Source organism: Tateyamaria omphalii (assembly GCF_014651375.1).
In the GTDB taxonomy this organism is placed as follows: domain Bacteria; phylum Pseudomonadota; class Alphaproteobacteria; order Rhodobacterales; family Rhodobacteraceae; genus Tateyamaria; species Tateyamaria omphalii.
Genome location: NZ_BMWT01000003.1, coordinates 544,499 through 570,302, shown reverse-complemented (window position 1 = coordinate 570,302; position 25,804 = coordinate 544,499). Strand labels below are relative to the sequence as shown.

At 59.5% G+C, this 25,804-nt stretch carries 21 protein-coding genes; 10 read left to right on the top strand and 11 right to left on the bottom strand.

Annotated features, from left to right (window positions below; all coding sequences use genetic code 11):
* The first annotated feature begins 53 nt into the window (after positions 1 to 53).
* The 3 genes from glmU to IE087_RS13500 are packed head-to-tail and all read left to right on the top strand — an operon-like array spanning position 54 to position 3,901.
* On the top strand, positions 54 to 1,409 hold the full coding sequence (gene glmU / locus IE087_RS13510; protein ID WP_189369866.1) for a bifunctional UDP-N-acetylglucosamine diphosphorylase/glucosamine-1-phosphate N-acetyltransferase GlmU: 1,356 nt from the start codon (positions 54 to 56) through the stop codon (positions 1,407 to 1,409).
* The gene (glmS, locus tag IE087_RS13505; RefSeq protein ID WP_189369865.1) at positions 1,410 to 3,230 is read left to right on the top strand and encodes a glutamine--fructose-6-phosphate transaminase (isomerizing); all 1,821 of its coding nucleotides are present in this window, start codon (positions 1,410 to 1,412) and stop codon (positions 3,228 to 3,230) included. It begins immediately after the preceding gene.
* On the top strand, positions 3,227 to 3,901 hold the full coding sequence (locus IE087_RS13500; protein ID WP_189369864.1) for a DNA alkylation repair protein: 675 nt from the start codon (positions 3,227 to 3,229) through the stop codon (positions 3,899 to 3,901). The genes glmS and IE087_RS13500 overlap by 4 nt, the downstream gene beginning before the upstream one ends.
* A gap of 11 nt (positions 3,902 to 3,912) precedes the next feature.
* Here the strand turns inward: IE087_RS13500 and IE087_RS13495 are convergent, their stop codons facing one another.
* Positions 3,913 to 4,362: a hypothetical protein gene (locus tag IE087_RS13495; RefSeq protein ID WP_189369863.1), complete on the bottom strand. Its 450-nt coding sequence runs from the start codon at positions 4,360 to 4,362 to the stop codon at positions 3,913 to 3,915.
* 76 nt (positions 4,363 to 4,438) lie between these two features.
* On the opposite strand from IE087_RS13495, the gene moaA reads away from it, so the two are divergent.
* Genes moaA through IE087_RS13480 form a run of 3 tightly spaced genes read left to right on the top strand, consistent with a single transcriptional unit; the run spans position 4,439 to position 7,791 of the window.
* Positions 4,439 to 5,446, top strand: a complete 1,008-nt coding sequence (moaA, locus tag IE087_RS13490; protein ID WP_189369862.1) for a GTP 3',8-cyclase MoaA — start codon at positions 4,439 to 4,441, stop codon at positions 5,444 to 5,446.
* A gap of 7 nt (positions 5,447 to 5,453) precedes the next feature.
* Positions 5,454 to 6,749: a 3-deoxy-D-manno-octulosonic acid transferase gene (locus tag IE087_RS13485; protein WP_189369861.1), complete on the top strand. Its 1,296-nt coding sequence runs from the start codon at positions 5,454 to 5,456 to the stop codon at positions 6,747 to 6,749.
* The gene (locus IE087_RS13480) at positions 6,742 to 7,791 is read left to right on the top strand and encodes a glycosyltransferase family 4 protein (RefSeq protein ID WP_189369860.1); all 1,050 of its coding nucleotides are present in this window, start codon (positions 6,742 to 6,744) and stop codon (positions 7,789 to 7,791) included. The genes IE087_RS13485 and IE087_RS13480 overlap by 8 nt, the downstream gene beginning before the upstream one ends.
* Positions 7,792 to 7,840: 49 nt before the next feature.
* Here IE087_RS13480 and IE087_RS13475 read toward each other — a convergent pair whose 3' ends face one another.
* The 5 genes from IE087_RS13475 to IE087_RS13455 all read right to left on the bottom strand — a co-directional run bounded on the left by IE087_RS13475 (position 7,841) and on the right by IE087_RS13455 (position 14,779).
* Complete coding sequence (locus tag IE087_RS13475) at positions 7,841 to 9,007, bottom strand: M20 aminoacylase family protein (RefSeq protein WP_189369859.1); 1,167 nt, start codon at positions 9,005 to 9,007, stop codon at positions 7,841 to 7,843.
* 15 nt (positions 9,008 to 9,022) lie between these two features.
* Positions 9,023 to 10,189, bottom strand: coding sequence for a M20 aminoacylase family protein (locus IE087_RS13470; RefSeq protein ID WP_189369858.1), 1,167 nt, complete (start codon positions 10,187 to 10,189; stop codon positions 9,023 to 9,025).
* Positions 10,190 to 10,201: 12 nt separating this feature from the next.
* Complete coding sequence (locus IE087_RS13465; protein WP_189369857.1) at positions 10,202 to 11,548, bottom strand: NAD(P)/FAD-dependent oxidoreductase; 1,347 nt, start codon at positions 11,546 to 11,548, stop codon at positions 10,202 to 10,204.
* A gap of 90 nt (positions 11,549 to 11,638) precedes the next feature.
* Positions 11,639 to 12,799, bottom strand: a complete 1,161-nt coding sequence (argE, locus tag IE087_RS13460; protein ID WP_189369856.1) for an acetylornithine deacetylase — start codon at positions 12,797 to 12,799, stop codon at positions 11,639 to 11,641.
* Between the two features lie 147 nt (positions 12,800 to 12,946).
* Positions 12,947 to 14,779: an ABC transporter ATP-binding protein gene (locus IE087_RS13455; RefSeq protein WP_189369855.1), complete on the bottom strand. Its 1,833-nt coding sequence runs from the start codon at positions 14,777 to 14,779 to the stop codon at positions 12,947 to 12,949.
* A 293-nt stretch (positions 14,780 to 15,072) separates the two neighbouring features.
* Between IE087_RS13455 and IE087_RS13450 the strand changes: the two genes are divergently transcribed.
* The 3 genes from IE087_RS13450 (at position 15,073) to IE087_RS13440 (ending at position 18,854) form a co-directional block, all read left to right on the top strand.
* Entirely contained in the window at positions 15,073 to 16,776 is a 1,704-nt protein-coding gene (locus IE087_RS13450) for a peptide ABC transporter substrate-binding protein (RefSeq protein WP_189369854.1), read from the top strand.
* A gap of 82 nt (positions 16,777 to 16,858) precedes the next feature.
* The gene (locus tag IE087_RS13445; RefSeq protein WP_189369853.1) at positions 16,859 to 17,866 is read left to right on the top strand and encodes an ABC transporter permease; all 1,008 of its coding nucleotides are present in this window, start codon (positions 16,859 to 16,861) and stop codon (positions 17,864 to 17,866) included.
* Positions 17,859 to 18,854 carry an ABC transporter permease gene (locus tag IE087_RS13440; protein WP_189369852.1) on the top strand — a complete coding sequence of 332 codons (996 nt, stop codon included), beginning with the start codon at positions 17,859 to 17,861 and terminating at the stop codon, positions 18,852 to 18,854. The genes IE087_RS13445 and IE087_RS13440 overlap by 8 nt, the downstream gene beginning before the upstream one ends.
* A gap of 145 nt (positions 18,855 to 18,999) precedes the next feature.
* On the opposite strand, the gene IE087_RS13435 is transcribed toward IE087_RS13440, so the two are convergent.
* The 4 genes from IE087_RS13435 to IE087_RS13420 all read right to left on the bottom strand — a co-directional run bounded on the left by IE087_RS13435 (position 19,000) and on the right by IE087_RS13420 (position 24,163).
* Positions 19,000 to 20,283 (bottom strand): DUF3422 family protein, encoded by a 1,284-nt coding sequence (locus IE087_RS13435; protein ID WP_189369851.1) that lies wholly within the window; start codon positions 20,281 to 20,283, stop codon positions 19,000 to 19,002.
* A gap of 194 nt (positions 20,284 to 20,477) precedes the next feature.
* Positions 20,478 to 21,974: an NAD(P)(+) transhydrogenase (Re/Si-specific) subunit beta gene (locus IE087_RS13430; protein WP_189369850.1), complete on the bottom strand. Its 1,497-nt coding sequence runs from the start codon at positions 21,972 to 21,974 to the stop codon at positions 20,478 to 20,480.
* A 15-nt stretch (positions 21,975 to 21,989) separates the two neighbouring features.
* Positions 21,990 to 23,564, bottom strand: a complete 1,575-nt coding sequence (locus IE087_RS13425; RefSeq protein ID WP_189369849.1) for a Re/Si-specific NAD(P)(+) transhydrogenase subunit alpha — start codon at positions 23,562 to 23,564, stop codon at positions 21,990 to 21,992.
* A 146-nt stretch (positions 23,565 to 23,710) separates the two neighbouring features.
* Entirely contained in the window at positions 23,711 to 24,163 is a 453-nt protein-coding gene (locus IE087_RS13420) for a methyltransferase family protein (protein ID WP_373296514.1), read from the bottom strand.
* A 167-nt stretch (positions 24,164 to 24,330) separates the two neighbouring features.
* On the opposite strand from IE087_RS13420, the gene IE087_RS13415 reads away from it, so the two are divergent.
* Complete coding sequence (locus IE087_RS13415) at positions 24,331 to 25,098, top strand: SDR family NAD(P)-dependent oxidoreductase (RefSeq protein WP_189369848.1); 768 nt, start codon at positions 24,331 to 24,333, stop codon at positions 25,096 to 25,098.
* A gap of 96 nt (positions 25,099 to 25,194) precedes the next feature.
* On the opposite strand, the gene IE087_RS13410 is transcribed toward IE087_RS13415, so the two are convergent.
* Entirely contained in the window at positions 25,195 to 25,773 is a 579-nt protein-coding gene (locus IE087_RS13410; RefSeq protein WP_189369847.1) for an REP-associated tyrosine transposase, read from the bottom strand.
* Positions 25,774 to 25,804 lie beyond the last annotated feature (31 nt).

Here is a 25,804-nt window from a genome sequence, read left to right as displayed (position 1 = left end):
GCCTTTGCGCCCAGCGGATAAACAGGGCCAAACAAAAATACAAAGAGAAAGCCATGAGCGTTGCACTAATCATCCTGGCCGCGGGCAAAGGCACACGGATGAAATCGGACCTGCCCAAGGTCCTTCATCCCATCGCTGGCGCCCCGATGCTGCACCATGCGCTCAGGGCCGCTTCAGTCCTTGAGCCCGAGCACACTATCGTGGTGGCGGGCCATGGCAGCGATCAGGTGCATGCATCAGCAATGGATTTTGACCCAAGCGTTCAGGTGGTGCTGCAGGACGAGCAGCTTGGCACTGGCCACGCGGTGGATCAGGCCCGCGAGGCGCTTGAAGGGTTTGACGGTGATGTGGTTGTCGTCTTTGGGGATACGCCCTTTCTGCAACCCGACACCCTCACTCGTATGGTTGAGGCGCGGCGCACCCACGATGTGGTCGTGTTGGGCTTTGACATTGCCGAGGTGCAACCGCGTTACGGACGTCTGGTCATGGACGGGGATCGCCTGATCAAGATCGTCGAATATAAGGATGCCACCGAAGACGAACGCACCATCCGCTTTACCAACAGCGGATTGATGGCCTGTGACGCAAAGGTGCTGTTCGAGCTTTTGTCTGAGGTCACAAACGACAACGCATCGGGCGAATACTACCTTACCGCTGTGCCCGAACTGGCAAATGCCCGCGGACTGAAGGTCACGGCGGTGAAGTGCGATGAGGCAGAAACACTGGGCGTCGACAGCCGCTCTGACCTTGCGGCGGCGGATGCCATCTTTCAGGCCCGCGCGCGCGCCGAATTGCTGGACAGCGGCGTGACGATGATGGCCCCGAACACGGTTTACCTGTCTTTTGACACTGTCGTCGGGCGGGATGCTTTGATTGAACCAAATGTAGTTTTTGGCCCCAACGTGACCGTTGAAAGCGGCGCAACCATCCGCGCCTTTTCGCATCTTGAGGGCTGCCACGTGTCACGTGGTGCGATCGTCGGCCCCTATGCCCGCCTGCGTCCCGGCGCGGAACTGGCGGAGGATGTACGCATCGGCAATTTCGTCGAGGTGAAGAATGCGGCGTTGGCCACCGGGGCAAAGGTCAATCACCTATCCTATATCGGTGATGCATCTGTGGGCGAGGCCAGCAATATCGGTGCCGGCACCATCACCTGCAACTACGATGGCGTCATGAAACACCGGACGGAGATCGGCGCGCGCGCCTTTATCGGTTCCAATACAATGCTTGTTGCGCCTGTGTCCGTCGGGGACGAGGCGATGACCGGCTCCGGTTCGGTCATCACATCCGATGTGGAGGACGGCGCACTCGCCATTGCCCGCGCGCCACAGGTCGAGAAACCGGGCATGGCCCGCAAACTCTTTGAAATGTTGAAGGCCAAAAAGGCCCGCCAGAGCAGAGGCAGTTAAATGTGTGGAATTGTAGGGGTTCTGGGCGATCATGAAGTTGCCCCCATTCTGGTCGAAGCGCTGAAGCGGCTTGAATACCGCGGCTATGACAGTGCCGGGATCGCAACGATCAATGGCGGCACACTGGATCGGCGGCGCGCGGTCGGCAAGCTGGTGAACCTCAGCGACAAGCTGGTGCATGAGCCTTTGGCCGGGAAAGCTGGGATAGGTCACACACGCTGGGCCACACATGGCGGCCCGAGCGAGGGCAACGCACACCCGCATCGCGCTGGCCCCGTTGCTGTCGTCCACAACGGGATCATCGAAAACTTCCGCGAATTGCGCGCCGAACTGGCCGACGCCGGGATCAGTTTTGAGACTGAGACAGACAGCGAAACCGTCGCCCTGATGACGCACCACCATATGCAGCAGGGCGCAGAGCCTGTGGACGCCGCCTTCAAAACGCTGGATGCGTTGGAAGGCGCGTTCGCCCTCGCCTTCCTTTTTGACGGTCATGACGATCTGATCGTCGCTGCGCGCAAAGGCTCGCCCCTCGCCATCGGTCATGGTGACGGTGAAATGTTCGTGGGTTCAGATGCCATTGCATTGGCCCCGCTGACCGATCGCATCACGTATCTGGAGGAAGGCGACCGCGCTGTTGTCACCCGCCAAGGCGTCGAAATCCGCGATGCCAACGGGACTTTGGCCAACCGGGCAGTGCGCCAAATCCAGATCGACGCCGCCCGCGTAGACAAGGCGGGGCACAAGCACTTCATGGCAAAGGAAATCGCAGAACAGCCCAATGTGCTGAACAACACGCTGGCCAACTATCTCGGCAGCGATGGCGAAATCACCCTGCCCGATCCCGGCATCGATTTTGCAAACATCGAGCGTCTGACGATGGTCGCTTGCGGCACTGCCTACTATGCATGTCTGACCGCAAAATACTGGTTCGAACAGATCGCCCGCCTGCCAGTCGAGGTTGATGTTGCGTCCGAATTCCGCTACCGCGAACCACCCATCCCGGGCAAAACGCTGGCCCTGTTTGTCAGCCAGTCCGGCGAAACCGCCGACACGCTTGCGGCATTGCGTTATTGCGAGGGCAAGGCGGACAAGATCGTATCGGTGATCAATGTTCCCGAAAGCTCGATTGCGCGTGAAAGCGACCTCGCCCTGCCCATCCATGCAGGCGTCGAAGTTGGCGTGGCCTCGACCAAGGCATTTACCTGCCAGTTAACCGTTCTGCTGATGTTGGCGCTGCGTGCAGCCCGCGACCGCGGCGAGATTGACGCCGCCACCTTCGCCGATCACGTGTCCGCTTTGCGCAGCTTGCCAGCCCTGATGACTCATGGCATTGACCGCAGCGCGGTGATGAAGCGCACCGCGCGCAAGCTGGCGGAAGCGCGAGACATTCTTTTCCTAGGCCGCGGAGTGATGTATCCGCTCGCGCTTGAGGGCGCCCTGAAGCTGAAGGAAATCAGCTACATACACGCCGAGGCCTATGCATCAGGTGAGCTAAAACACGGCCCTATCGCATTGATCGACAAACACGTTCCAGTGGTTGTCATGGCCCCCAAGGACGGGCTGTTCGACAAGACCGTTTCGAACATGCAAGAGGTTATGGCCCGCAAGGGCAAGGTTGTTCTGGTGTCAAATGCGGCTGGCATTGCAGAGGCCGGGGATGGCGTCTGGTCCGAAATCGCCATGCCGGACTGTCCGGACATCATCGCACCCATTCTCTATGCCCTGCCTGCGCAGTTGCTGGCCTATCATACGGCCGTCGCCAAGGGCACTGATGTGGATCAGCCGCGCAACCTTGCAAAGTCCGTGACCGTGGAATGACCCCCGAACAAGCCCTCGACCAGATCAAGGCACATGCCGATGTCGAACGCGCAGCGGGCGCAAAAGCCTACCACAAGTCCGATCGATTGCATTTGGGCGTGCCAAATCCGGTATTGAACGATCTGTCCAAGCAGTGGCGGCAGGCATTGGACGTGCCAACGCGTGTCGCCTTGGCAGATGGGCTTTGGCAGACAGACATTTACGAGGCGCGTGTGGCAGCCGCCAAGCTGCTGACACAAGCTCGGATCCGCCCCGACGAAGCTGCTTGGGCCCTGATCGCATCCTGGGTGCCCGACTTCGACAGCTGGGCCATCGCTGATCACGCCTGCATGGCGGGTCAAAAACGGCTGGTCGCCGATCCAACGCGGATCGACCAAGTCGAAGCCTGGACAGTCTCGGATCACATGTGGACGCGTCGGGCCGCTCTCGTCATCACCCTCCCATGGACCAAGCAGAACAACCCCAAGCCTCAGGACATCGAAATACGTGACCGTGTGCTAGGCTGGGCCGCGGCCTATGTGCCGGATCAGACATGGTTCATCCAGAAAGCGATTGCTTGGTGGGTCCGCGAGCTTTCAAAACACGACATCCCGCGCGCCACGAAGTTCCTGGCAACGCACGGTGATGCGATGAAGCCCTTTGCACGGCGTGAGGCGGGAAAGTACCTCTGACGGCCCAAGCGCTACGCGCCGAAGACATCCACTTCCGGCAGTCCGGTCAACGGCGCACCCAGCGCTTGCATCGCTTGAAGGGACAAGCGACTTCCGGCTGTGCGGGGGCCATCAATAGGGATCAATGTGACGTCCACGGTCGTGTTGGTTTCTGCATAGTACACGCGCCCGGACTGTTCGACGGACACCAAAGGCGTCTTCAACCACAGTCCCGGTTCCGCAGCATTCCCAAGGGATGCAACGGTGCGCCCAAGTGTGCCAATCGAAACTTCTTGCGCATCATCGGGGTCTGGCAGGGGTTGATCCTCAACCACATCATCCAAACCTGTTTCCAACTCGCCAGCCTGATCTTCCGCCGGCTGTTCAACGACGGGCGCAGGCTGTGCCCCGCCCGCCCATCTGGGCAGCGCATCGCATCCCGCCACACTCAGAACGCAGACACTCAATATTAACCAGCGCATTCCCACACCTCGACTTTGGTCCATTGTCGCGCAATGCCCCTTGCAGGTGGGCCGCGCGATGCATACCAATTAACCTATGACAGCCCCTTTGATCGACCCCTTCCAGCGCGCAATCACCTATCTGCGCGTCTCCGTCACCGACCGGTGCGATTTTCGCTGCGTGTATTGCATGTCGGAAAACATGACCTTTCTGCCCAAGAAAGAATTGCTGACGCTGGAAGAACTCGACCGCATGTGTTCGACCTTTGTCGACCTCGGTGTGCAAAAGCTGCGCATTACCGGCGGTGAACCGCTGGTGCGACGGGACATCATGACGTTCTTCAACAGCATGGGTCGGCATCTTGAAGCTGGATCGCTCAAGGAACTGACGCTGACGACAAATGGCAGTCAGCTGGAACGGTTTGCCAAGGACCTCTATGCCGCTGGCGTGCGTCGTGTAAACGTATCGCTGGATACTCTGGACGAAGGTAAATTCGCAGACATCACACGCTGGGGCCGCCTGCCGCAAGTACTGCGCGGCATTGATGCAGCACAGGCCGCCGGTCTGCGCATCAAAATCAACGCCGTCGCTCTCAAAGGTTTCAACGAAGCAGAACTCCCAACCATCACCCAATGGTGCGCCGACCGCGACATGGACCTGACCTGGATCGAGGTCATGCCCATGGGTGACATCGGCAACGAGGACCGTTTGGGCCAATACTGGTCATTGAAGGATGTCCGCGCGCGCTATGCCGAGCACTACACCGTCACCGATCTAGCAGAACGCACAGGCGGCCCGGCGCGCTATGTCAGACTGGAAGAAACAGGCCAGAAGATCGGCTTCATTACCCCGCTTAGCCACAATTTCTGCGAAAGTTGCAACCGCGTGCGGATCACCTGCACGGGCGAAATCTATATGTGTCTTGGCCAGGAAGATATGGCGGACCTGCGCCCGCCGCTGCGTGATTTTCCCGAGGACAACGGCCCGCTCAAGGAAGCCATTCGCGCGGCCATCGCACTCAAGCCCAAGGGGCATGATTTCGACTATTCCCGGCAACGGTTGGATGGGCAGATGCCCCGGCACATGAGCCATACGGGCGGCTAGGCACCCCATGCGGCCCACCGCCCTGTTCCTGCTTTACCGCGCCCTCAGCACGGTGGCTTTGCCTTTTGTCGCACGCACTGCCGTGAACGGTTTACGCAAAGGTGGTGTTACGGTAGATCGGGCCCATGAAAGACTGGGCCATGCCAGCGCTGAGCGCCCTCTGGGAACACTGATCTGGATACACGGCGCGTCGGTAGGTGAAGCCAAGTCGGTCCTGCCGCTGATCAAGCGCATCCGCGACGTGGCTCCGGATATGCAGGTGCTGCTGACGTCTAGCACCGCCACATCGGCTGAGGCTGTTGGGCCCCAACTACCGCCGGGCGTCCTGCACCAATTCAGCCCACTGGATGGGATTGGTCCCCTCACCCGCTTTCTGAACCACTGGCGGCCCGACCTATGCGTGCTGGTCGAGTCCGAATTGTGGCCCAACTTGCTGGACATCTGTGCGCAATGGGATTTGTCCGTTGCCCTACTCAATGCCCGCCTATCAGATCGCAGCGCAGACGGTTGGAAGAAGTTTCCAACAACCGCGTCCTATCTTCTGCGCGGGATAACCTGGGCCCATTGTCAGGACAAGCGCAGCCGTGACCACCTGAGGGAACTGGGTTTGACCGAGGCTGAAAAGGGCACCAACCTCAAATCCATCCTCGGCGCACCACGCGTCAAACCGGAAGAGTTGGACGCAGCGCACAGCACGCTTGGAGGACGGCCCGTCTGGGTCGCTGCTTCGACCCATCCCGGAGAAGAAGAGCAAGTGCTGGCCGCGCACAACATACTGTTGAAGTCGCACCCGAACCTCTGCCTGATCCTCGTTCCCCGCCACCCGGAACGGGCCAATGATATCCTGCCCATAATACATGATGCGAACCTGAGCGTTGCGCAGCGCAGTACGGGGCAGACTCTGGATGCCCCCGTGCAAGTCTACCTTGCCGACACAATGGGCGAGACAGACCTGTGGTATGCGCTTAGCCCTATCGTGTTCCTTGGCGGCTCTTTCTCGGATGTCGGAGGCCATACGCCATTCGAGCCGGCTGCTGCGCATACGGCGATCTTGCACGGACCGAACTATGCGAATTTCGCAGAGGCCTATGCCGCGTTCCAGATGAAGGACGCGAGCGTACAAATCACAGATGGCACCATGCTCGCGGCAGAGATCGACACGCTCCTCACCCACCCAAGCCGCGCCGCGCAACTCGCCGCCAACGCTCGCCCTCTTGCCCCCACTGGCACAGAAGCGCTGGACGCGATTGCGCACCGCCTCTTCTCTCTGGCGGATGGTCAGGCTGTGGGCGCGCATGCCTGATCTTGCTGATATCGACGTTATTGCGCCAAATTTTAAAAGACGGCTTTCAGGCGTGACAGCCACCGTGGCCCGACTGGTACCGCTGCAAGCGCAGTCCATCGCCATCAGTGCCTGTGCACCGGAGATGCCCGACGATGTTCCAAACGTGTCGTGGACCCGCCTTCTGACGATGCCCCGCAGCGGCCCGTCTGGGGCACGGGTCTGGCACGCACGGCGCAATGTCGAGATGATTGCGGGTCTCACACTGCGTGGAGTGCTGGGCAAGCGGCTCAAACTGCTTTTCACCTCAGCCAGCCAACGCCACCACACCCGTCTGACCAAGGCGCTTATTGCGCGCATGGACCGGGTCATCGCCACCTCGGCCAAAACAGCCGGCTACCTCGAACGCGAGGCAACGGTGATCCACCATGGCATTGATACGGATACCTTTGTGCCGAATCCAGACAAGGCTGCGTTGCGGACTGAGCTCGGACTGCCCAGCGGACCACTGATAGGCTGTTTCGGACGTATTCGTGCACAAAAGGGAACCGATGTGTTTGTGGATGCGATGATCCGCGTCTTGAACGAACAGCCCGACGCCGTTGCGATTGTCATGGGTCGAACAGTCGACAAGGATCAGGGGTTTCTCGATGACCTCAAAGCGCGTGTGCAGGCTGCCAATCTGGCTGATCGACTACTGTTCCTGCCCGAGGTTCCGGTCTGGGAAACTCCTCGTTTCTATCAGGCTCTGGACATCTACATTGCCCCGCAGCGTTGGGAAGGGTTTGGCCTTACACCACTTGAGGCCATGGCGTGCGGTGCTCCCACCATCGCAACCCGCGTCGGCGCGTTCGAAGAGTTGATCGTCGATGGACGCACCGGAACACTGATCGATGCAGGCGATGTCGATCAAATGGCAAGCGCGACCAGTTCACTAGTGACCAATGCGGACACGTTAGAGGAATGGTCCAACAACGCTCGCCAGCACATGGTCGACCACTTCCAGATTCAGCAGGAAGCGGACGCCATCATTGCGATCTACAAAGATCTTCTAAGCGCTTGAAGGGACGGCGGGTGGGGCGATCTGCCAGAGGCAGGAGCGTCACCCGCCGTTACGACGCCAGCGGCAGCCGTTGCTCGACAATCCCGGCCCACCAGGAACAGCCGGCAGGAATGGCCTCGTCATTGAAGTTGTACTCCGGGTGGTGAACCATCGCCGTGTCACCATTGCCCACAAGGATGTAAGCCCCGGGCCGCTCTTCCAACATAAAGGCGAAATCCTCACCGCCCATGACCAACGGCGCTTCTTCGCACTGGCCTGACACCGACCGCGCCACATCGGCCGCAAACTCCGTCTGCTCGTCATGGTTCACCATCACCGGGTAGTTCCGGTTATAATTCACCCGCGCCACACCGCCAAAAGTGCTGGCAACGCCCTCGCAGATTTCCACCACCCGCTTTTCGGCCAGATCACGCGCCTCGGGACTCATGGTGCGCACGGTACCCATGATCTGTACCTTCTGCGGGATCACGTTGAAGGCTTTGGAAGACGTCTCGAAAGATGTAACGGACACAACCATCCGGTCGATTGGGTCTACATTGCGGCTGGCAATGGATTGCAACATCGTCACCGCATGCGACGCCATCAGGGTCGTATCGATTGTCTCGTGCGGTTTGGCGGCGTGTCCCCCAAGCCCCTCGAACTCTATCTCCAACAGATCGGTTGCCGCGAAAAAAGGCCCCGGGCGGATGGAAAACTCGCCTGCGGGCATGCCTGGCCAGTTGTGCATACCATAGACTTCCTGAATTCCCCAACGGTCCATCATGCCATCGTTACACATCTCGCGACCGCCGCCGCCGCCCTCTTCCGCAGGTTGGAAGATGACCACAACCGTGCCATCGAAATTCCGCGTCTCAGAAAGATACTGCGCAGCCCCCAACAGCATCGCCGTGTGACCGTCATGGCCGCAGGCGTGCATGGCTCCATCGGTTTTCGACGCATATTCAACGCCTGTCGCCTCATGGATCGGCAGCGCATCCATATCAGCGCGCAGGCCAATGACCTTGCCTGACCCGTCGGCCTTTCCCTTGATCACACCCACGACGCCCGTGCGGCCGATGCCCTCAACAACTTCATCGCAGCCAAAGGCCCGCAGCTTTTCGGCAACCAGTGCGCTTGTGCGGTGCGTCTCGAACAGAATTTCAGGATGCTGATGAATGTCACGTCGCCACGCGGTGATGTCAGCGTGCATTTCGGCAAAACGGTTCTTGATGGGCATTAATGCGTCCTTTGGTTACTGCGCAGGCATGCGTTGTTCGACCAGTTCCACGAACCAGCTGGCGCCAGCGGGAATAGCTTCGTCATCGAATTGATACTCGGGGTGGTGAACCATCGGCCCGTCCCCGTTCCCGAGCATGATGTAGGCACCGGGACAGGCATTCAACATAAACGAGAAATCTTCTGCTGCCATGATGGGAGGATAATCGGTGATCACGTCCCCGGCGACGGCACGCGCGGCCGCCGCTGCATACTCTGTGTGTTCACCATGGTTGATTGTGACCGGATACCCGACGGTGTAGTCCACCTTGGCCTCGCATTGGTAGGCTTGTGCCGTGGCGGTCGCGATCTCGGTCACACGCGCCTCAACAAAATCCCGCACCTCTGGATCCAATGCACGAACTGTACCAGTCATGCGTGTCACTTGCGGGATGATGTTGTGGGTGTCGATGTCTGAATGCAGCGCGCACACTGACACAACGGCCGACGCCAACGGATCCACGTTGCGGCTCGCAATGCTTTGCAGGCCCAGAATGATATGCGCCGCCGCCACATTGGGATCAATGGACTGGTGCGGAGCTGCCGCATGCCCCCCCTTGCCCGTCACCGTCACCTCGAATTCATCTGCCGAGGCCAGCAATGCGCCCGGACGAATGGCAAAGGCGCCGGTGGGCAGACCCGGCATGTTGTGCAGGCCATAGATCTCCTGAATGCCCCACCGATCAATCAACCCGTCATTGACCATCTCACGGCCCCCGCCTCCGCCTTCCTCGGCAGGTTGGAAGGCCAGCACCACCGTGCCGTCAAAGTTCCGCGTTTCGGCCAGATATTGCGCTGCGCCCAGCAGGATCGACGTGTGCCCGTCATGGCCACAGGCATGCATCTTGCCCGGGTGCTTTGACGCATAGTCGAGCCCGGTCGCCTCTTCGATCGGAAGTGCATCCATATCGGCACGCAACCCCACTACGCGACCCTTCGTGTCCGTACGGCCTTTGATGACGGCAACGACGCCGGTCTTGCCAATACCTGTTGCGATATCGTCAGCACCGAAATCCCGCAGCCGTTCCACAACAAAGGCCGCCGTTTCATGCACGTCGAAATCCAATTCCGGATGCGCATGCAGGTGGCGGCGCCAGCCCGTGATCTCGGCGTGGGTCTCGGCAAGGCGATTCTTGATGGGCATAGTGTGATCCTGTCAGACAGATGGGCCGAGGCGCATCTTGCTGCCATCGGAAAAACGGCTCAGGCGGAACCGTGTCAGATCATGGCCCGGATCGTCGCCCATGACCAGAGCCGCCAGCACCTTTCCCATGCCCGGACCAATGCCAAACCCGTGACCGCTCATTCCTGTGCCGATGGTCAGTCCGGGCAATGCTTCCACGCGATCCACCACCGGAACCACATCGGGCATGGTGTCAATCATACCCGCCCATGCGGTCTTGATCCGCACAGGGCCAATATGCGGGAACAACGCCTGAAATCTGCTGGTCAATTGCGCCACCTTGCGGCGATTGGGAGCGGGATTGAGAATGCGCATCTCTTCGAACGGGCTTGGCCCATCGGCATCCCAACGGCGCGGCGTTGACCACGCATCGGGATAACCCCGCGGTTCGGCCGGAAGGAAACGCGTTCCAAAAGGATCAGCGCGCAGTTGCGGCAGGTATTTCGGCAGCGCCCGGAACGCATCCGGGCCAATGAACAGTTCGTGGAACCCTCCGGCAGCAAGTGAATAGCCCCCATCCTGACGCGGTCGAAACGCGACCTCATCATCGGCAGCACCGCCGGGAAACACCATCGGCAACGGCTCGGTTGCGGCAACCGTCGCACGCACCGACAATTGCGGTAACGAAATACCATGTCGGCGCAGCAGCAACGAAGACCACGCGCCCCCCGCAAGAACAACCTCAGGCGCAGCGATCCGGCCCTGTTCCGTGACAACCCCCGCGACGCGACCCGCCTGCACATCGAGTGCCCGAACCGCGCAGTTCTCAACAATGGTCGCACCTGCACGCACCGCAACGCCCGCCAGCGCTGGCACGGCCACCCACGGCTCGGCCCGCATGTCGGATGCGGTATGAAGCGCACCGGCATAGCTCCGCGACATCCCCGGGATCAGGTCAGCAACTTCGCCGGCACTCAGCAGACGACTATCAACATCATTGGCCGCAGCATGCGGTAGCCAATCGGCATAGCGCGCCATTTCGGCATCCGTTTTTGCCAGATAGGTCACGCCGCCCTGCGTCAGGCCAATATCAACGTTTGTGCGTTGCGCCAGATCGCGCCACAAACGGTTGGCCTCGACCATGATGGGTAATTCGTCTGGGTCCCGCCCCTGTTGACGAATCCATCCCCAGTTGCGGCTGGACTGTTCCCCGGCAATGCGTCCCTTTTCCAATAGAACAACGCGCTGCCCACCCTCAGCCAAATAGAGGGCAGTGCAGACACCAATCACACCGCCGCCAATCACAACCACATCTGCCTGTTCCGGCGGCGGGCCGGACCAAGTCACCGGCGTTGCATCATGGAACGGAAAACCGGTCACATCATGCCAATCGGAGTTACCGCGGACTTCGTGTGCAAAAGGCGCCCCCGCACTGGCGTCGGCCCACTTTTGACCGCGTGCCCCGGCGCCTTAAGCAAGGCGGGCCACAAGATCACGCATGAATGCGTGTCCCGCCTCGAACTGGGCGACCGTGATGAACTCGTTGGGTTGATGCGCTTGCGCAATATCGCCGGGTCCACAGACCACTGCGGAATAACCGGCGGCCTGAAACTGCCCGGCCTCGGTCCCATAGCTCACCACATGGGTCCCATTGTCGCCCGTGATGGCCCGCACTAGGCCTTCGGCAGCCCCGTCTTCCTCGGGTGTGAGCGGTGGCACGTCAAAGCGTGTCTCGATATCGACGCGCGTCTCGGGATGTATGGCCTTCATCCCCTTTTCGACCTCGGCAACATGGGCCAGATACGCCTCTTTCAAAGCAACGACATCGTCACCGGGCACTGCACGAAAATCCATGGCGAAAAAGCAGTCCTTGGCGGTGATGTTGTGCGCTGTTCCGCCGCTCACCTGCCCGACATGCCAGGTTGTAAATGGCGGATCGAACATGGCGGCCAGCGTTGAGGGTTCAGCCACCATATTCTCCGCGTTCCGATGATTGGCAAAGTCGATGATCTTTGCCCCTTCAAGGATCGCGCTCACCCCTTGGGGCAGAAGGGAGGAATGCACTTCGAAGCCAATCACATGCGTGTCAAACCCCTGCCCGCCCTTGTGGCCCGTCACAGCTTTCATCATGGAAGGTTCACCAACGATGACCGGGCCCCCTTTGGGCACGACACCTTGCATGGCTTCGATCATGGGCGGAGCCCCCAAACAGCCGATCTCCTCATCAAAGCTCAGGGCCAGCTGCAGGGGCGTTTTCACACCGGCATAATGCGCCTCCACCAACGCCCAAAGGGCGAGCGCATCAAACCCTTTCATGTCGCACGTGCCCCGCCCGAAATACTTGCCGTCCCGTTTGGTGACGGTAAAGGGATCCGTGTCCCATGGTTGTCCGTCAACCGGAACGACGTCCGTGTGCCCGGACAGCACGACTGCGCCTTCGATCTCAGGGCCGACATGGGCAAACAACGCTGCCTTGGGCGCGTCCGGGTGATGGTACCGATGTGCGGAAATGCCGTGATCGTTCAGATACCCCTCGACCCAATCGACCAGGGGCAAGTTGGTGTCACGACTTACGGTCGGGAAACTGATGAGCTTGGTCATCAGTTCAAGCGGGGTCAGTCTGGGTGTCATGTGGATCTCTTTCGATACCGGGCCAACCTAGGCGCAGTACTGACCGACTTCCAGTGCTGCTGATCGACGCAATCACATCAACGGGATTGCGCCGCGCAAAGCCGGCGAATCAAACAAAAAAAGTGTCAGTGCTGTGGGCAGGCGAAATCAGTAACCACTGTCGGTCGTCAGGACAAAGTGGCCCGGTTCGACCTCGTTGTACTCAGACGGGGCCGGGACGTAGTCAACCGGGTGAATGGGCGACGGAATCGGTTTGAAGTTCAGGTCTTTCTCTGCCTTTCGCTGGCGCGGATCGGCAATCGGTACCGCCTTCATCAGGGCTTGCGTATAGGGGTGCTGCGGGTTTTCGAACACACGCGCCCTCGGACCCATTTCAACGATACGGCCCAGATACATTACACCAACCTGGTGGCTTACCCGTTCAACAACGGCCATATCGTGACTGATAAAGAGGAAGGACAGGCCCATCTCGGCCTGCAATTCCATCATCAGGTTCAAAACCTGCGCCTGAACGGACACATCCAGAGCCGACACAGCTTCGTCCGCGATGATCAGCTTGGGGTTCAATGCCAGCGCGCGTGCAATCGCAACACGTTGGCGCTGTCCACCCGATAGCTCGTGCGGGTAACGACGCATAAAGCTGCGGGGCAACTCGACCCGATCAAACAGCATCTCGACCCGCTTGGTGCCTTCCTCGCCCTTGAACATCCCAAAGTTCTGCATGGGCTCGGCCACCTGGTCGGCCAGTTGCATCTGTGGGTTCAGAGAGGCAAACGGATCTTGAAAGATCATCTGCATGTCACGCCGCGCATCGCGCAAATCACGATCATTCAGCGCCATGATGTCGGTGCCATCCAACACGATATGCCCCGATTGAGGCTCGACAAGACGCAGGATCGACCGACCGGCCGAAGACTTGCCGCATCCCGATTCACCAACCAAGCTCAGAGTCTGACCCTTGTTGATGGTAAAGGACACATCCTCGACCGCATGCACATTGGCGACTGTGCGCCGGAAAAAGCCACCCTTGACCGAGAAACGCGTCGTCAGGTTTCGCACTTCCAAAAGCTTTTCCTCGGTGCCAGGGATCGGGGCAATCTCACCCTGCGACCGGCCCAAAAGCTTCATCGGTTCGGGATAGGTTTTGCCACGCATCTCGCCCAATTTGGGCACCGCGGCCAGCAGTGCCTTGGTATAGGGGTGCTGCGGGCTTTCGAAAATCTCGGCAACCGGGCCTTCCTCGACCTTGTTGCCACGGAACATGACAACAACGCGATCTGCCATCTGCGCAACAACTGCCATGTCATGGGTGATGAACATCACGGCTGTACCGGTTTCACGCTTCAACCGGTCCATAAGCGCCAGGATTTCAGCCTGAATGGTCACGTCGAGCGCGGTTGTCGGCTCGTCTGCGATCAGCAAACGGGGCTCACAGGCCAGGGCCATGGCAATCACCACACGCTGCCGCATGCCACCTGACAACTCGTGCGGGTATTGCTTCATCCTGCGGGCCGGTTCGGGAATGCGCACCTGTTGCAAAAGAGATAACGCCCGTTCTTCGGCCTGTGCTTTGCTCAGCCCCTTGTGCAGACGCAGTCCTTCGGTCAACTGGCGGCCCACGGTAAAGACCGGGTTCAAAGCTGTCATCGGCTCTTGAAAGATCATGCCGATTTCGTTGCCGCGAATGGTCCGCATCAGGTTTTGATCCGTGTCAGCCAAGTCAACGGCATCGGATGTCTTGCGGTCAAACAGCAGACGGCCGCCAGCAATCTCGCCTCCGCCGAATTCCACAAGGCGCATCAGGGACAGCGACGACACCGACTTGCCCGATCCGGATTCGCCCACAATGCACACGGTTTCGCCCGCATGCACCTGGAAGGAAACATCCTCGACACCAAGCACCGGCCCGTCCTTGGTTTGAAACTGCACCCGCAGATTCTGAATGTTGGCAATCGGCGACGTATCTGTTTGGTCGAGCATTCGTATCCCCGCAATCGAGCCTTTTTGGCTCAGGTTTTCCAAAGAGTGGGCGAAGGCACAGGCACTGTCAAACATTGACCTACGAAATTTATCGTTGAACGCATGCAACGCTTGCATTTTCCCCAAAAGCTGTTTCGATATCGCCGTGCGCTTGGGGGCCAAGAGTAAAAACTACGGGGAAACCGTAGGTTATCGCGTACACGTATCCTCCCCTCAGGCCAGACTTGCGTCACACTCAGTGTGGCGTGCATTAGACGAGCAGGCCAAACCTGCCGTCCAACAAGGAGTATGATATGACCCTCAAAACCCTTCTTATGGGTGCTGTGGCATCGGTGGCACTTGCCCCGGCAGCCTTTGCCGAGCGTGGCTCGGATGGCGAACTCAAGATCATCTATTGGCAGGCGCCATCGATTCTGAACCCCTATCTTTCGGGCGGCACCAAGGACATCGAATCCTCGTCGATGATCATCGAACCCCTCGCCCGCTACGACGAAACCGGCGCCCTGACACCGTGGCTGGCGGCAGAAATTCCAACCGTCGGCAACGGCGGCGTGAGCGAAGACCTCACCACCATCACCTGGAAGATCAAGGAAGGTATCACCTGGTCTGACGGCACCCCATTCACCTCGGCGGATGTGAAGTTCACCGCAGATTACTGCATGCACCCCGAAGGCGGCTGCGCGCAGCTTGCGTTCTTCGATGGCGTCGAGAATGTCGAGGCGCTGGACGATCTGACCGTGAAGGTCACGTTCAACCAACCCAAACCGAATCCGTATGGCCCATTCGTGGGTGGCCAGTCGCCGATCATTCAGGCCGCGCAATTTGCAGACTGCCTGGGCGCCAAGGCCCCCGAATGCACCGAAGCGAACTTTAACCCCATTGGCACCGGCGGCTTCAAAGTCGAAGAATTCCGCCCCAATGACGTGATCACGATGGTCGCGAATGACAACTACCGCGATCCGGCGAAACCCGCCTTTGCGCGCGTAACGTTTAAAGGTGGCGGTGACGCAACCGCTGCTGGCCGCGCCGTCCTGGAAACGGGCGAGTTTGACTACGCCTGGAACCTGCAACTGGCCCCCGACGTCATCGCCAAGATGGAAGAAGGCGGCAAAGGCAAAGCCATCGCAGGCTTCGGCCCGCTGGTGGAACGTCTGGAAATGAACCTGACGAACCCCTCACCGGATTTGCCACCAGAAACACGTGCTACAGTTGCCGAACCGCACCCCTTCCTGAGCGATATGGCGGTGCGTCAGGCCCTGTCCATGGCCATCGACCGTCCGCTTCTGGTTGAGGTCGGTTATGGCAAAGCAGGCAAAGTGACCTGTGACCTTGTTCCAGCACCGGACATGTTCGCCTCGGGTGACATGCATTGTGCCACACAGGACATTGAAGGCGCCAAGGCGCTGCTGGATGAAGCAGGCTGGGTGGACAGCAATGGCAACGGCATCCGCGACAAGGACGGCGTCGAGCTGTCGATCCTGTACCAGACGTCGACCAACGCTGTGCGTCAGGACTTCCAGGCGCTGATCAAGGCATGGTGGGAAGAGATTGGCGTGGAAACGGAACTGCGCAACCTCGACGCCTCCGTGTTCTTCGGCGGTGACCCGGGTTCGCCCGACACGTTCCAGAAGTTCTATGCCGATGTTGAAATGTACGCCAACACGTTCAACGGCACTGACCCTCAGCAATACTTGGCCCAGTACCGGTGCGGCAACGAGCCTCGCCCGGCAAGCCAATGGCAGGGTGAGAACATCAACCGCTTCTGTGATCCCGCATATGACGAGCTGATCGATGAACTTGCCCGCACAGGCGACATCGAAGAGCGCGCCGAAATCGCGATCAAGATGAACAACATGCTGACCAAAGACACCTTCACCATTGTGCCGCTTGTGCACCGTGGCCGCGTGTCCGCCCACTCGAACACACTGGGCGGCGTAAAGCTGAACGTTTGGGACAGCGAAATCTGGAACACTGCGGACTGGTACCGTATCAAGTGATCAGATTCTCGGGGTGGGCGGCATCGCCCACCCTCTTTTCTGACCAAAAACAAAAAGACCTCCGCAAAAGGATTGGCCTCATATGCTGACCTTCACAATCCGCCGGTTGATCCTGTCGGTCCCGACGCTTTTGTTCATCAGCCTTGTTATTTTCCTGCTTCTGCAGCTCGCCCCGGGCGACCCTATGGCGCAAGTGCCACTGACCGTCCCCCCCGAAGTCAAAGAAAAGATGCGCGAAGCGCTCGGCCTCGGTGCACCACTACATGTCCAGTACTGGAAATGGATGGTGCAATTCTTCTGGATCGAACCCCAGGTCCTCATGGATCATTGGTTCGGCACAACCTTCGCCGAAGGCAAGCAACGCGTGATTTCCTGGCAGACCCGTAGCCCAGTCATGGACATCGTGGTGCAGCGTATCCCGCAAACACTTTGGGTGGTGGGCCTGTCCTACATCGTTGGCATCCTGATTGCCCTACCGATCGGCATCTACTCCGCCTACAAGCAATACTCCGTCTTCGATCAGTCCGGCACGTTCATCACAATGATCGGCTTTTCGATCCCGCCCTTCTTTACCGGCCCCCTGTTGATCGTGGTCTTTTCGGTCCAACTCGGCTGGCTGCCCTCGATCTATGACACAACGCACGTTGTGACCGACTGGGCCAGTTTCAAAGTGCAGTTCATGCAAATGGTCATGCCGGTGATGGTTCTGGCACTGCAGACCACGGCCCAGATCAGCCGCTACATGCGGTCGTCCATGCTCGACAATCTCGGTCAGGACTATGTGCGCACGGCGCGGGCCAAGGGCCTGCGCGAAGGTGTCGTCGTGATGCAGCACGTTTTGAGGAACTCGATGATCCCGGTTATCACCGTTATTGCGCTTGGTGTGCCTTCGATCTTTGGCGGCGCCATCATCACCGAGAACGTCTTCAAGGTGAACGGGATCGGGCAATTGCTGCTGACAGCCCTTTTCGCCAACGACATCCCGATGGTCATGACCCTGACCTTCATCTTCGCGATCCTGATCGTGCTCTTCAACCTGATTGCCGACGTGCTCTACGGCGTGCTCGACCCGAGGATCCGCTATGACTGATCAGACGCAAGATATGCCCGCCTCTGGCGCGACAGACCCCTATGCCGCGCTCCAGGACAAGGAGCCGCCAAAAGCGCCCCGTAGCCAATGGAAGGACGTCTGGGACCAATTCAAGCGGCACAAGGGCGCGCTCTTTGGCGGCGGGTTCCTGGTGTTCATCACGCTGGCCGTGATCCTTGGGCCGTATGTTTGGCAGGTCGATCCGCAAAAGCTGGATATCCGGAACAAGGATATGCGGCCGATCTACGTGGCTTTGTGGAATGGTGACGCCAAGGTCGGGTGGTTCCGGCCCCTTGGCACCGACAACCTGGGCCGAGATATTCTGGCCAACCTGATTGCCGGTGGACGCGCCTCCATGGCCGTCGGCTGGGCCGCAATGGTGCTGGCGCTGCTGATCGGGACGTCCATTGGCGTCGTCGCCGGGTACTTCAAAAAGGCCGACTTCTGGCTGATGCGTTTCACGGACCTCGTTCTGTCCCTCCCCATCCTGCCCCTTTTGCTGGTGGCCGTAACCCTGTTCCGCGAACCGCTCAGGGCCAATTTCGGCCCCGAGGGTGGCATGTTCATCCTGATCGTGGGGGTCGTGGGTCTAACGTCATGGATGCAAACAGCGCGCATCGTGCGCGGCGATATCCTGGCGCTCAAAGAACGCGAGTTCATCCTCGCAGCACGTTCCATCGGCACCACCTCAGGCAAGATCATCCGGCGGCACCTGCTGCCCAACGTGATCTCACCCATTATGGTCTCGGCCACTTTGGGCCTCGCCACGGCGATCATCACTGAAAGCGCACTCAGCTTCCTCGGCGTCGGCTTCCCGTCCGACTTCCCCACATGGGGCAAACTGTTGGCCGACGCAGTGCAACGGATGGAGCAATACCCGGAACGCGTGGTCCTGCCGGGCATCCTGATCTCGCTCACCGTGCTTGGTGTGAACTATCTTGGCGACGGCCTGCGCGATGCACTCGATCCACGCATTCGCGGCCGCTGACATCTTCTGACTGGAAATACCACGGGGGGCGGCAAAGCCGCGGGGGCAGCGCCCCCTCTCCGCGGTTTCAGACACTGTGGCACGCAGGCTGAGGGACGGCGGGCGGGGCGCATTTGCCAAAGGCAAAGAGCGTCCGACCCCGTCCCTACCGCTCCACCTTGCTCTTCAAACGCTTGATTGCTGTCCAGACCAAGACCACGACGGGCACAGTGATCACAGCGGTCAGAAGGTTCTTGGAAATGCCTGTCGACGCTTCCAGCGAATAAAACAGATACGACAACAGCGACACTGAGTAGTAACTGATCGCCACAGCCGAAAACCCTTCGACGGTTCTTTGCAACCGCATCTGAAGATCAGAACGCTTGTCCATACTCTCAAGCAGCGCTTGGTTCTGCGCCGATCGCTCAACGTCCACTTGCGTCCGCAGCAACTCTGCCGCGCGCACGCTCCGAGCCGACATAGCGGCCAGCCGATTCTCAGCCGACTGGACCGTCCGCATTGCGGGCTGGTATCGGCGCATCATGAATTCTGCGAATGTCTGCCGCCCCTGATAGCGGCCCTCGCGCAACGCTCCGATCCGCTCATCCACAATCGCCTCGTAGGCATGTGTTGCCCCGATCCGAAACGAAGACTGCGCCGACATGGTCTCGAGCGAAGCCGAAATCGAAAGCAGTGCCTGCAAGGTCTCTTCCGCTTCTGCATCCTCGCCCGACATGCGCTCAATCAACTCGGTCAGGCGTGCGTCCAGCGCATTCAAGTCCGGCCCCAACGATCGCGCCCGCGCAAAACCAAGCATGGACATGGATTTATATGTCTCGATCTCGCACAACCGCTGAACGATGCGCCCAACGCGACGCTCGCCCGTCTCCTGCGAGATAAACGCCGCAAAGCGCATATGGCCATTCTGATCGATCCGGAAGTCTCCCGCGATGACCGCAGCGTCGTCCAGAACAGAGCTTACGGCCAGACTCTCAGGCACAAACCAGTCCATCAATCGATCGCGAATACCCGCCTCTTCAGGTCGCGGTTCGATCCGAATGAGGACCGACGTAAACCTCTGCCCGGGCGCTTGCTCCAACCACATTGGCGGAAAGGGCTCAAATGCGCGCGTATCGAAAGGGCGATCCTCCACCCCATCCGAAAAGATGGTGTAGGTCACAAACTCGGTATGTTGTTCCCATTTCAGCCAATGCCGCCCGATCTGCCCATAGTAATGCGTGGCCCCCGGCTGCGGATGTGGCGCACCGTAGCGATCCAGCAATGCCTGCAAGTGCGCCACGTCCTTGGCACGGTCACGGTTGACCGCCATCTCCGGCTGCTTGAACGCGACATAGGCCGCAGCACATGGTGCGCGCATGGATGGAAATGGGCGGGCGTGCAGCTCGTTTGCAAGCTGGTATCGCAACGGGTGGTCTTCGATGGGGGCCATGACTGCTCCGATGATCTGTTATGCCCAAATAAGCACAAATCGAACAAAGTCAACGCAGATTATCACATCTTATCAACAGCTTAATAGGATGCAATTGTATACCGAGACTACCAACATCGGCCCAATCCATACAAAACCAAAAAAAGGCGGTCCCGAAGGCCCGCCTTTTCAAAACTGGTATGACACCTGCCGCGTCAGTCGATCATCGGCAACAGCTTGTCGATGGACTGCTTGGCATCACCGTAGAACATGCGCGTATTCTCCTTGAAGAACAGCGGGTTCTCGATCCCGGAATAACCGGTGCCCTGCCCGCGCTTCGACACGAACACCTGCTTGGCCTTCCAGCATTCCAGCACCGGCATACCCGCGATGGGGCTGTTCGGGTCGTCTTGCGCAGCCGGGTTCACGATGTCGTTCGACCCGATGACGATAGCAACATCCGTGTCCGGGAAGTCATCATTGATCTCGTCCATCTCCAGCACGATGTCGTAAGGCACCTTGGCTTCGGCCAAGAGCACGTTCATGTGCCCGGGCAAACGACCCGCAACGGGGTGGATCGCAAAGCGCACCTCTTTCCCAGCGGCGCGCAGCTTGCGCGTCAGCTCGGCCACGCCTTGCTGCGCCTGCGCCACAGCCATGCCGTAGCCCGGGATGATGATGACGCTATCGGCCTCATTCAGGGCCGTGGCCACACCGTCAGCTTCTATGGCAATCTGCTCACCTTCAACGGCCATCTGCTCTCCTGCCGGGCCACCAAAGCCGCCCAGAATGACAGAGACAAACGACCGGTTCATCGCCTTACACATGATGTAGGACAGGATCGCACCGGAGGAGCCCACAAGCGCGCCCACAACAATCAGCAGGTCATTGCCAAGGCTGAAACCGATGGCCGCCGCCGCCCAGCCGGAATAGCTGTTCAGCATCGACACCACGACAGGCATATCCGCCCCACCAATGCCCATGATCAAATGCCAGCCAATGAACAGGGCCAGCAACGTCAGCAGAACCAGCGGCAACAGCGCGCCAGTGCTGAAGTAGATGATGGCAAGGATCAGCGATGCACCGGCAGCAGCGGCGTTCAGCATGTGCCCACCAGGCAGCTTGGTCGCCGCGCTGTCCACCTTGCCGGACAGCTTGCCCCAGGCCACATAAGACCCGGTGAACGTGACCGCACCGATCCAGACACCCAGCACCAGTTCGATTTTCAGAATGGTGATCTCAACGGTCGTCTTCTTGGCGATCAGCTGACCAAAGGCCGACAGCGGCTCAAGCACAGCCTTTTCGACCGACTGAATCCACGTACCATTTGCCAGCGCACCGCCCAGTTGTGCCCCATTCTCGGCCAGGTGGTTGTCCACGTAACCGATCATGATATGGGCGTTGAAGCCGATGAAGACGGCCGCCAGCCCCACAAGGGCGTGCATACCGGCCACAAGCTCGGGCATCTGCGTCATCTCGACCTTGGTGGCGAGTTGATAACCCACAACGGCCCCACCTGCGATCAGCACCAGCGACAACAGCCACAGGCCCGATCCCGGTCCGATCAACGTCGCCACAACGGCGATGAACATGCCCACGATGCCGTACCAGACGGCCCGCTTGGCGCTTTCCTGACCGGACAGACCGCCCAGGGACAGGATGAAAAGAACGGCCGCAACAGCGTACGCGGCGGTAGTAAATCCGAGTTCCATAGTTCCCGCCCCTACTTACGATTTCTGGAACATGGCGAGCATGCGCCGTGTCACGAGGAAGCCACCAAATATGTTGATGGCCGCCATGAATATCCCGAAGATCGCCAGGAACGTGATGACCCCTGAACTCGATCCGATCTGTATGAGAGCGCCAAGGATCACGATGGAAGAAATGGCGTTCGTCACCGCCATCAGCGGCGTGTGCAGGCTGTGCGCCACGCCCCAGATCACCTGGAAACCGATAAACACGCTCAGCACGAAGACGATGAAGTGCTGCATGAAGCTGGCCGGGGTATAAAGCCCAGCGAGCAGTACCAGCGCCCCGCCAATGGCCAGCAAAGTGACCTGGTTCTTCGTCTGCGCCTTGAACGCAGCCACTTCCTCGGCACGTTTCTCTTCAGGCGTCAGTTCTTTTGCCGCTTCCTTTTTCGGAGCTGCGGCGATCGCAGCCACTTTGGGCGGCGGTGGTGGGAAGGTGACCTCCTTCGCATGAGCGATGGTCGCGCCGCGGATCACGTCATCTTCCATGTCATGGTTGATGACACCGTCTTTTTCCGGCGTCAGGTCCGTCATCAGGTGACGGATGTTCGTGGCATACAGGCTCGACGACTGTGTTGCCATGCGGCTTGGGAAGTCAGTGTAGCCGATGATCGTCACACCATTTTCGGTTACGATCTTTTCATCCGCGACGGTCAGCTTGCAGTTGCCGCCCTTCTCTGCCGCAAGGTCCACGATGACAGAACCGGGTTTCATGGACTTCACCATGTCCTCGGTCCACAGTTCCGGCGCTTCGCGGTTGGGGATCAGGGCCGTGGTGATGACGATGTCCATCTCGGGCGCCAGTTCCCGAAACTTGGCCAGCTGCGCCTCACGGAATTCAGGCGAAGAAACAGAGGCATAGCCGCCGGACGAGGATCCGTCCTGCTGTTCTTCTTCAAAGTCTAGATAGACGAATTCGGCGCCCATGGACTCGACTTGTTCAGCCACTTCGGGACGCACGTCAAAGGCATAGGTGATGGCACCGAGGCTGGTCGATGTCCCGATGGCCGCCAGACCGGCCACGCCTGCGCCAACCACCAGAACCTTGGCCGGGGGCACCTTGCCCGCCGCCGTGATCTGACCGGTAAAGAAGCGGCCGAAATTGTTGCCGGCCTCGATGACCGCGCGGTAACCCGCGATGTTCGCCATGGACGACAGCGCGTCCATCTTCTGGGCACGGCTGATGCGGGGGATCATCTCCATCGCAACGACGGTGGCGCCCTTCTTGGCAGCCGACTGCATCTTGGCTTCGTCCGCAACGGGGCTGAAGAACGAAATCAGGGTCTGATCTTCGCGCAGGCGCTTCATCTCGGTCGCGTCGGGCGCGCGTACCTTGGCAACGATGTCAGCGGCCTTCCAGAGGGCAGCAGCGGTCTTGACCACTTCAACGCCAGCAGCCTTGTAGTCGGCATCGGAAAAACCGGCCTCGGCCCCCGCGCCCGTCTCGACCACACAGTCGTGGCCCAGTTTTTGCAGGGCTGCGGCGCTCTCTGGCGTCATGGCGACGCGGCGCTCTCCCTCAAATATCTCTTTTGGTGTTCCGATCTTCATTCGAAGAACCCCCATCCGTTCGTGGCAGTCAATTTCACGCTTAACCCAAAGGCGATGTGGCGCAGCGCCGTAAGCTGTCCCCTACCCAACCCATCTCCGAGATACAAGCAGCGCCCCTGCGTCATAAAAGTAATATTCGAAAATTTTCAGACCCACCTGCGCACTTTTTGTTCGTAGCGCGCAAACTCCATCCGAAAGATGCGCCGCATCCGGTCCTCTTCCGGGATGATGAACTGGTGCTCGATCCACCAAACGAAGGCCGGGACCAGCACCAATGACGGCACCGCATCAAAGCGCAGGATCAGACCGGCCAGAAGAAGTGTGTCGCCGAGATAAATGGGGTTCCGGGTGCGGGCAAACACACCATCGGTGATCAGCCGTTGCGGTTCCTGGTGCGGAATCACCGTTGTCTTGTGCCGCCAAAACGCGCGCAGGGCAGCGATCATCAACAGCACACCCGCGCCGATCAAAAGGCCCGCCATCATATGCGTAACCGGGTGATCAACGCTCATCCCAAGCGGCAGATAGCGCCCTTGGCACCACGCCAGAAAGACGCAGAACACAAGCCAGACTGGGGGAATATGGAGCAGGCTAATCATTTGACACACGTTAACTTTGATCGCACCTGAAAAGAAAAGACGGAGGCCTGTCAATGCGTTGCAGAAAGACCGCGACGAATGGCGCAGGCATCCGATGAATTGTGATTGATCCTTCGGCACGGACCACGCAGTGTTGGCCCACTCCTTGGCGCAAAGGGAACAGCCTCATGACATCCGACACATTTCTCACCGGCAAACATGCCCTGGTCACTGGCGGCGGCACCGGCATTGGTCTTGCGATCGCACATGCGCTGCAGGAGCGTGGAGCACAGGTCACGATCACCGGACGAAGGCAAGAGGTTCTGGACCAAGTCGCGGGTGACGGGATCTGGGGTGCTGCCATGGATGTCAGGGACGAAGCCTCGGTCAATGCTGTAGTCAACGATGCTGTCGCAAAACGCGGGCCCGTCCAGATTTGCGTTCCCAATGCCGGCATCGCCGAGGGGCGCGCCCTGCACAAAACCAAACTGGATTTTTGGCGGAACATGATGGCCACGAATCTGGATGGTGCCTTTCTGACCATCCGTGCCTGTTTGCCCGGCATGCGCGAAACGGATTGGGGCCGCGTGATTGCTGTGTCGTCGATAGCCGGGCTACGAGGTTTGCCGGGTGGTGCCGCATATTCAGCATCCAAGCACGGGTTGATCGGTCTGGTCCGAAGCCTCAGCGAAGACTACATGGGCCAGCCCTATACCTTCAACGCGCTCTGCCCCGGATATGTCGACACGCCGATCGTCGACCGCAATCAGGTCGCCATTGCGGAACGGACGGGAATGAGTACTGAAGACGCACGGCAAGTGATGATCGACGCGAACCGACACAAACGGCTGATCGATGCCGATGAAGTGGCTGCTGCGGCGCTTTGGCTCGTTAGCCCCGGATCGCAAAGCATTAACGGTCAATGCATCCAGATCTCTGGCGGGCAGACGGCGTAAGGCGGATCCTGATCCGCCGATGGCGGAGGACACCTCCGCCTTACAGATCACGTCATCGCACCATTCAAATGCCCGTGGGCGGGACACAGCCCCGCCTTACGTGGCGACGGTTCCGGTATCGTAAGGCGCACGTGTCGTGCGCCCTGCCACCGGAGTTGGGTATGGACGATATGCCCGGCCAACAGGACCACACGCCGGATAGCGTCCTTGCCCAATCGCCCGGTGTATTGATGAATGCGGCCAATCTTCCGGACGGTTCACCAATCCGGCCTGTACAGGGGCAGAGAAAATCATATGCCGATGGGCCGCCAGATCATCCGCATCCCGGATGGCGTGCTCCCAGAACCGCCGCTGCCACAGACCTTTCTCGCCCGCACGCAACCGCAGCGCACCAACATCCTGCGGCGCCTCCACAGATCGGGAGAACAGGCTTTTTAGCATCCGCCACCGAGTTGAGAAATCTGCATCCTCCTCGGGCAGCTGCCAAAGGGTGTGTATGACATCCCCCAACACAACGATCTCTTCTATGGAAAACGGATACCTCTCCCGCGTCTTGCGCATGGCCGCACGCAGCGGGTCAATCTCGCGCAAGAACAGATCAGTGCCGCGGCGCGCAGCACGGGCTGTGAAGAAATAGGTGGAACCGGGGCGATCAGAGCGGACATAACGTGGCATGCCGCCACCCTGCCAGCACCGTGGTTAACAG

What these genes read in the sequence shown, in the direction of transcription:
- glmU (WP_189369866.1), top strand. Translation starts at nt 54, where the DNA reads ATGAGCGTTGCACTAATCATCCTGGCCGCGGGCAAAGGCACACGGATG.
- glmS (WP_189369865.1), top strand. Translation starts at nt 1,410, where the DNA reads ATGTGTGGAATTGTAGGGGTTCTGGGCGATCATGAAGTTGCCCCCATT.
- IE087_RS13500 (WP_189369864.1), top strand. Translation starts at nt 3,227, where the DNA reads ATGACCCCCGAACAAGCCCTCGACCAGATCAAGGCACATGCCGATGTC.
- IE087_RS13495 (WP_189369863.1), bottom strand. Translation starts at nt 4,362, where the DNA reads ATGCGCTGGTTAATATTGAGTGTCTGCGTTCTGAGTGTGGCGGGATGC.
- moaA (WP_189369862.1), top strand. Translation starts at nt 4,439, where the DNA reads ATGACAGCCCCTTTGATCGACCCCTTCCAGCGCGCAATCACCTATCTG.
- IE087_RS13485 (WP_189369861.1), top strand. Translation starts at nt 5,454, where the DNA reads ATGCGGCCCACCGCCCTGTTCCTGCTTTACCGCGCCCTCAGCACGGTG.
- IE087_RS13480 (WP_189369860.1), top strand. Translation starts at nt 6,742, where the DNA reads ATGCCTGATCTTGCTGATATCGACGTTATTGCGCCAAATTTTAAAAGA.
- IE087_RS13475 (WP_189369859.1), bottom strand. Translation starts at nt 9,007, where the DNA reads ATGCCCATCAAGAACCGTTTTGCCGAAATGCACGCTGACATCACCGCG.
- IE087_RS13470 (WP_189369858.1), bottom strand. Translation starts at nt 10,189, where the DNA reads ATGCCCATCAAGAATCGCCTTGCCGAGACCCACGCCGAGATCACGGGC.
- argE (WP_189369856.1), bottom strand. Translation starts at nt 12,799, where the DNA reads ATGACACCCAGACTGACCCCGCTTGAACTGATGACCAAGCTCATCAGT.
- IE087_RS13455 (WP_189369855.1), bottom strand. Translation starts at nt 14,779, where the DNA reads ATGCTCGACCAAACAGATACGTCGCCGATTGCCAACATTCAGAATCTG.
- IE087_RS13450 (WP_189369854.1), top strand. Translation starts at nt 15,073, where the DNA reads ATGACCCTCAAAACCCTTCTTATGGGTGCTGTGGCATCGGTGGCACTT.
- IE087_RS13445 (WP_189369853.1), top strand. Translation starts at nt 16,859, where the DNA reads ATGCTGACCTTCACAATCCGCCGGTTGATCCTGTCGGTCCCGACGCTT.
- IE087_RS13440 (WP_189369852.1), top strand. Translation starts at nt 17,859, where the DNA reads ATGACTGATCAGACGCAAGATATGCCCGCCTCTGGCGCGACAGACCCC.
- IE087_RS13435 (WP_189369851.1), bottom strand. Translation starts at nt 20,283, where the DNA reads ATGGCCCCCATCGAAGACCACCCGTTGCGATACCAGCTTGCAAACGAG.
- IE087_RS13430 (WP_189369850.1), bottom strand. Translation starts at nt 21,974, where the DNA reads ATGGAACTCGGATTTACTACCGCCGCGTACGCTGTTGCGGCCGTTCTT.
- IE087_RS13425 (WP_189369849.1), bottom strand. Translation starts at nt 23,564, where the DNA reads ATGAAGATCGGAACACCAAAAGAGATATTTGAGGGAGAGCGCCGCGTC.
- IE087_RS13420 (WP_373296514.1), bottom strand. Translation starts at nt 24,163, where the DNA reads ATGATTAGCCTGCTCCATATTCCCCCAGTCTGGCTTGTGTTCTGCGTC.
- IE087_RS13415 (WP_189369848.1), top strand. Translation starts at nt 24,331, where the DNA reads ATGACATCCGACACATTTCTCACCGGCAAACATGCCCTGGTCACTGGC.
- IE087_RS13410 (WP_189369847.1), bottom strand. Translation starts at nt 25,773, where the DNA reads ATGCCACGTTATGTCCGCTCTGATCGCCCCGGTTCCACCTATTTCTTC.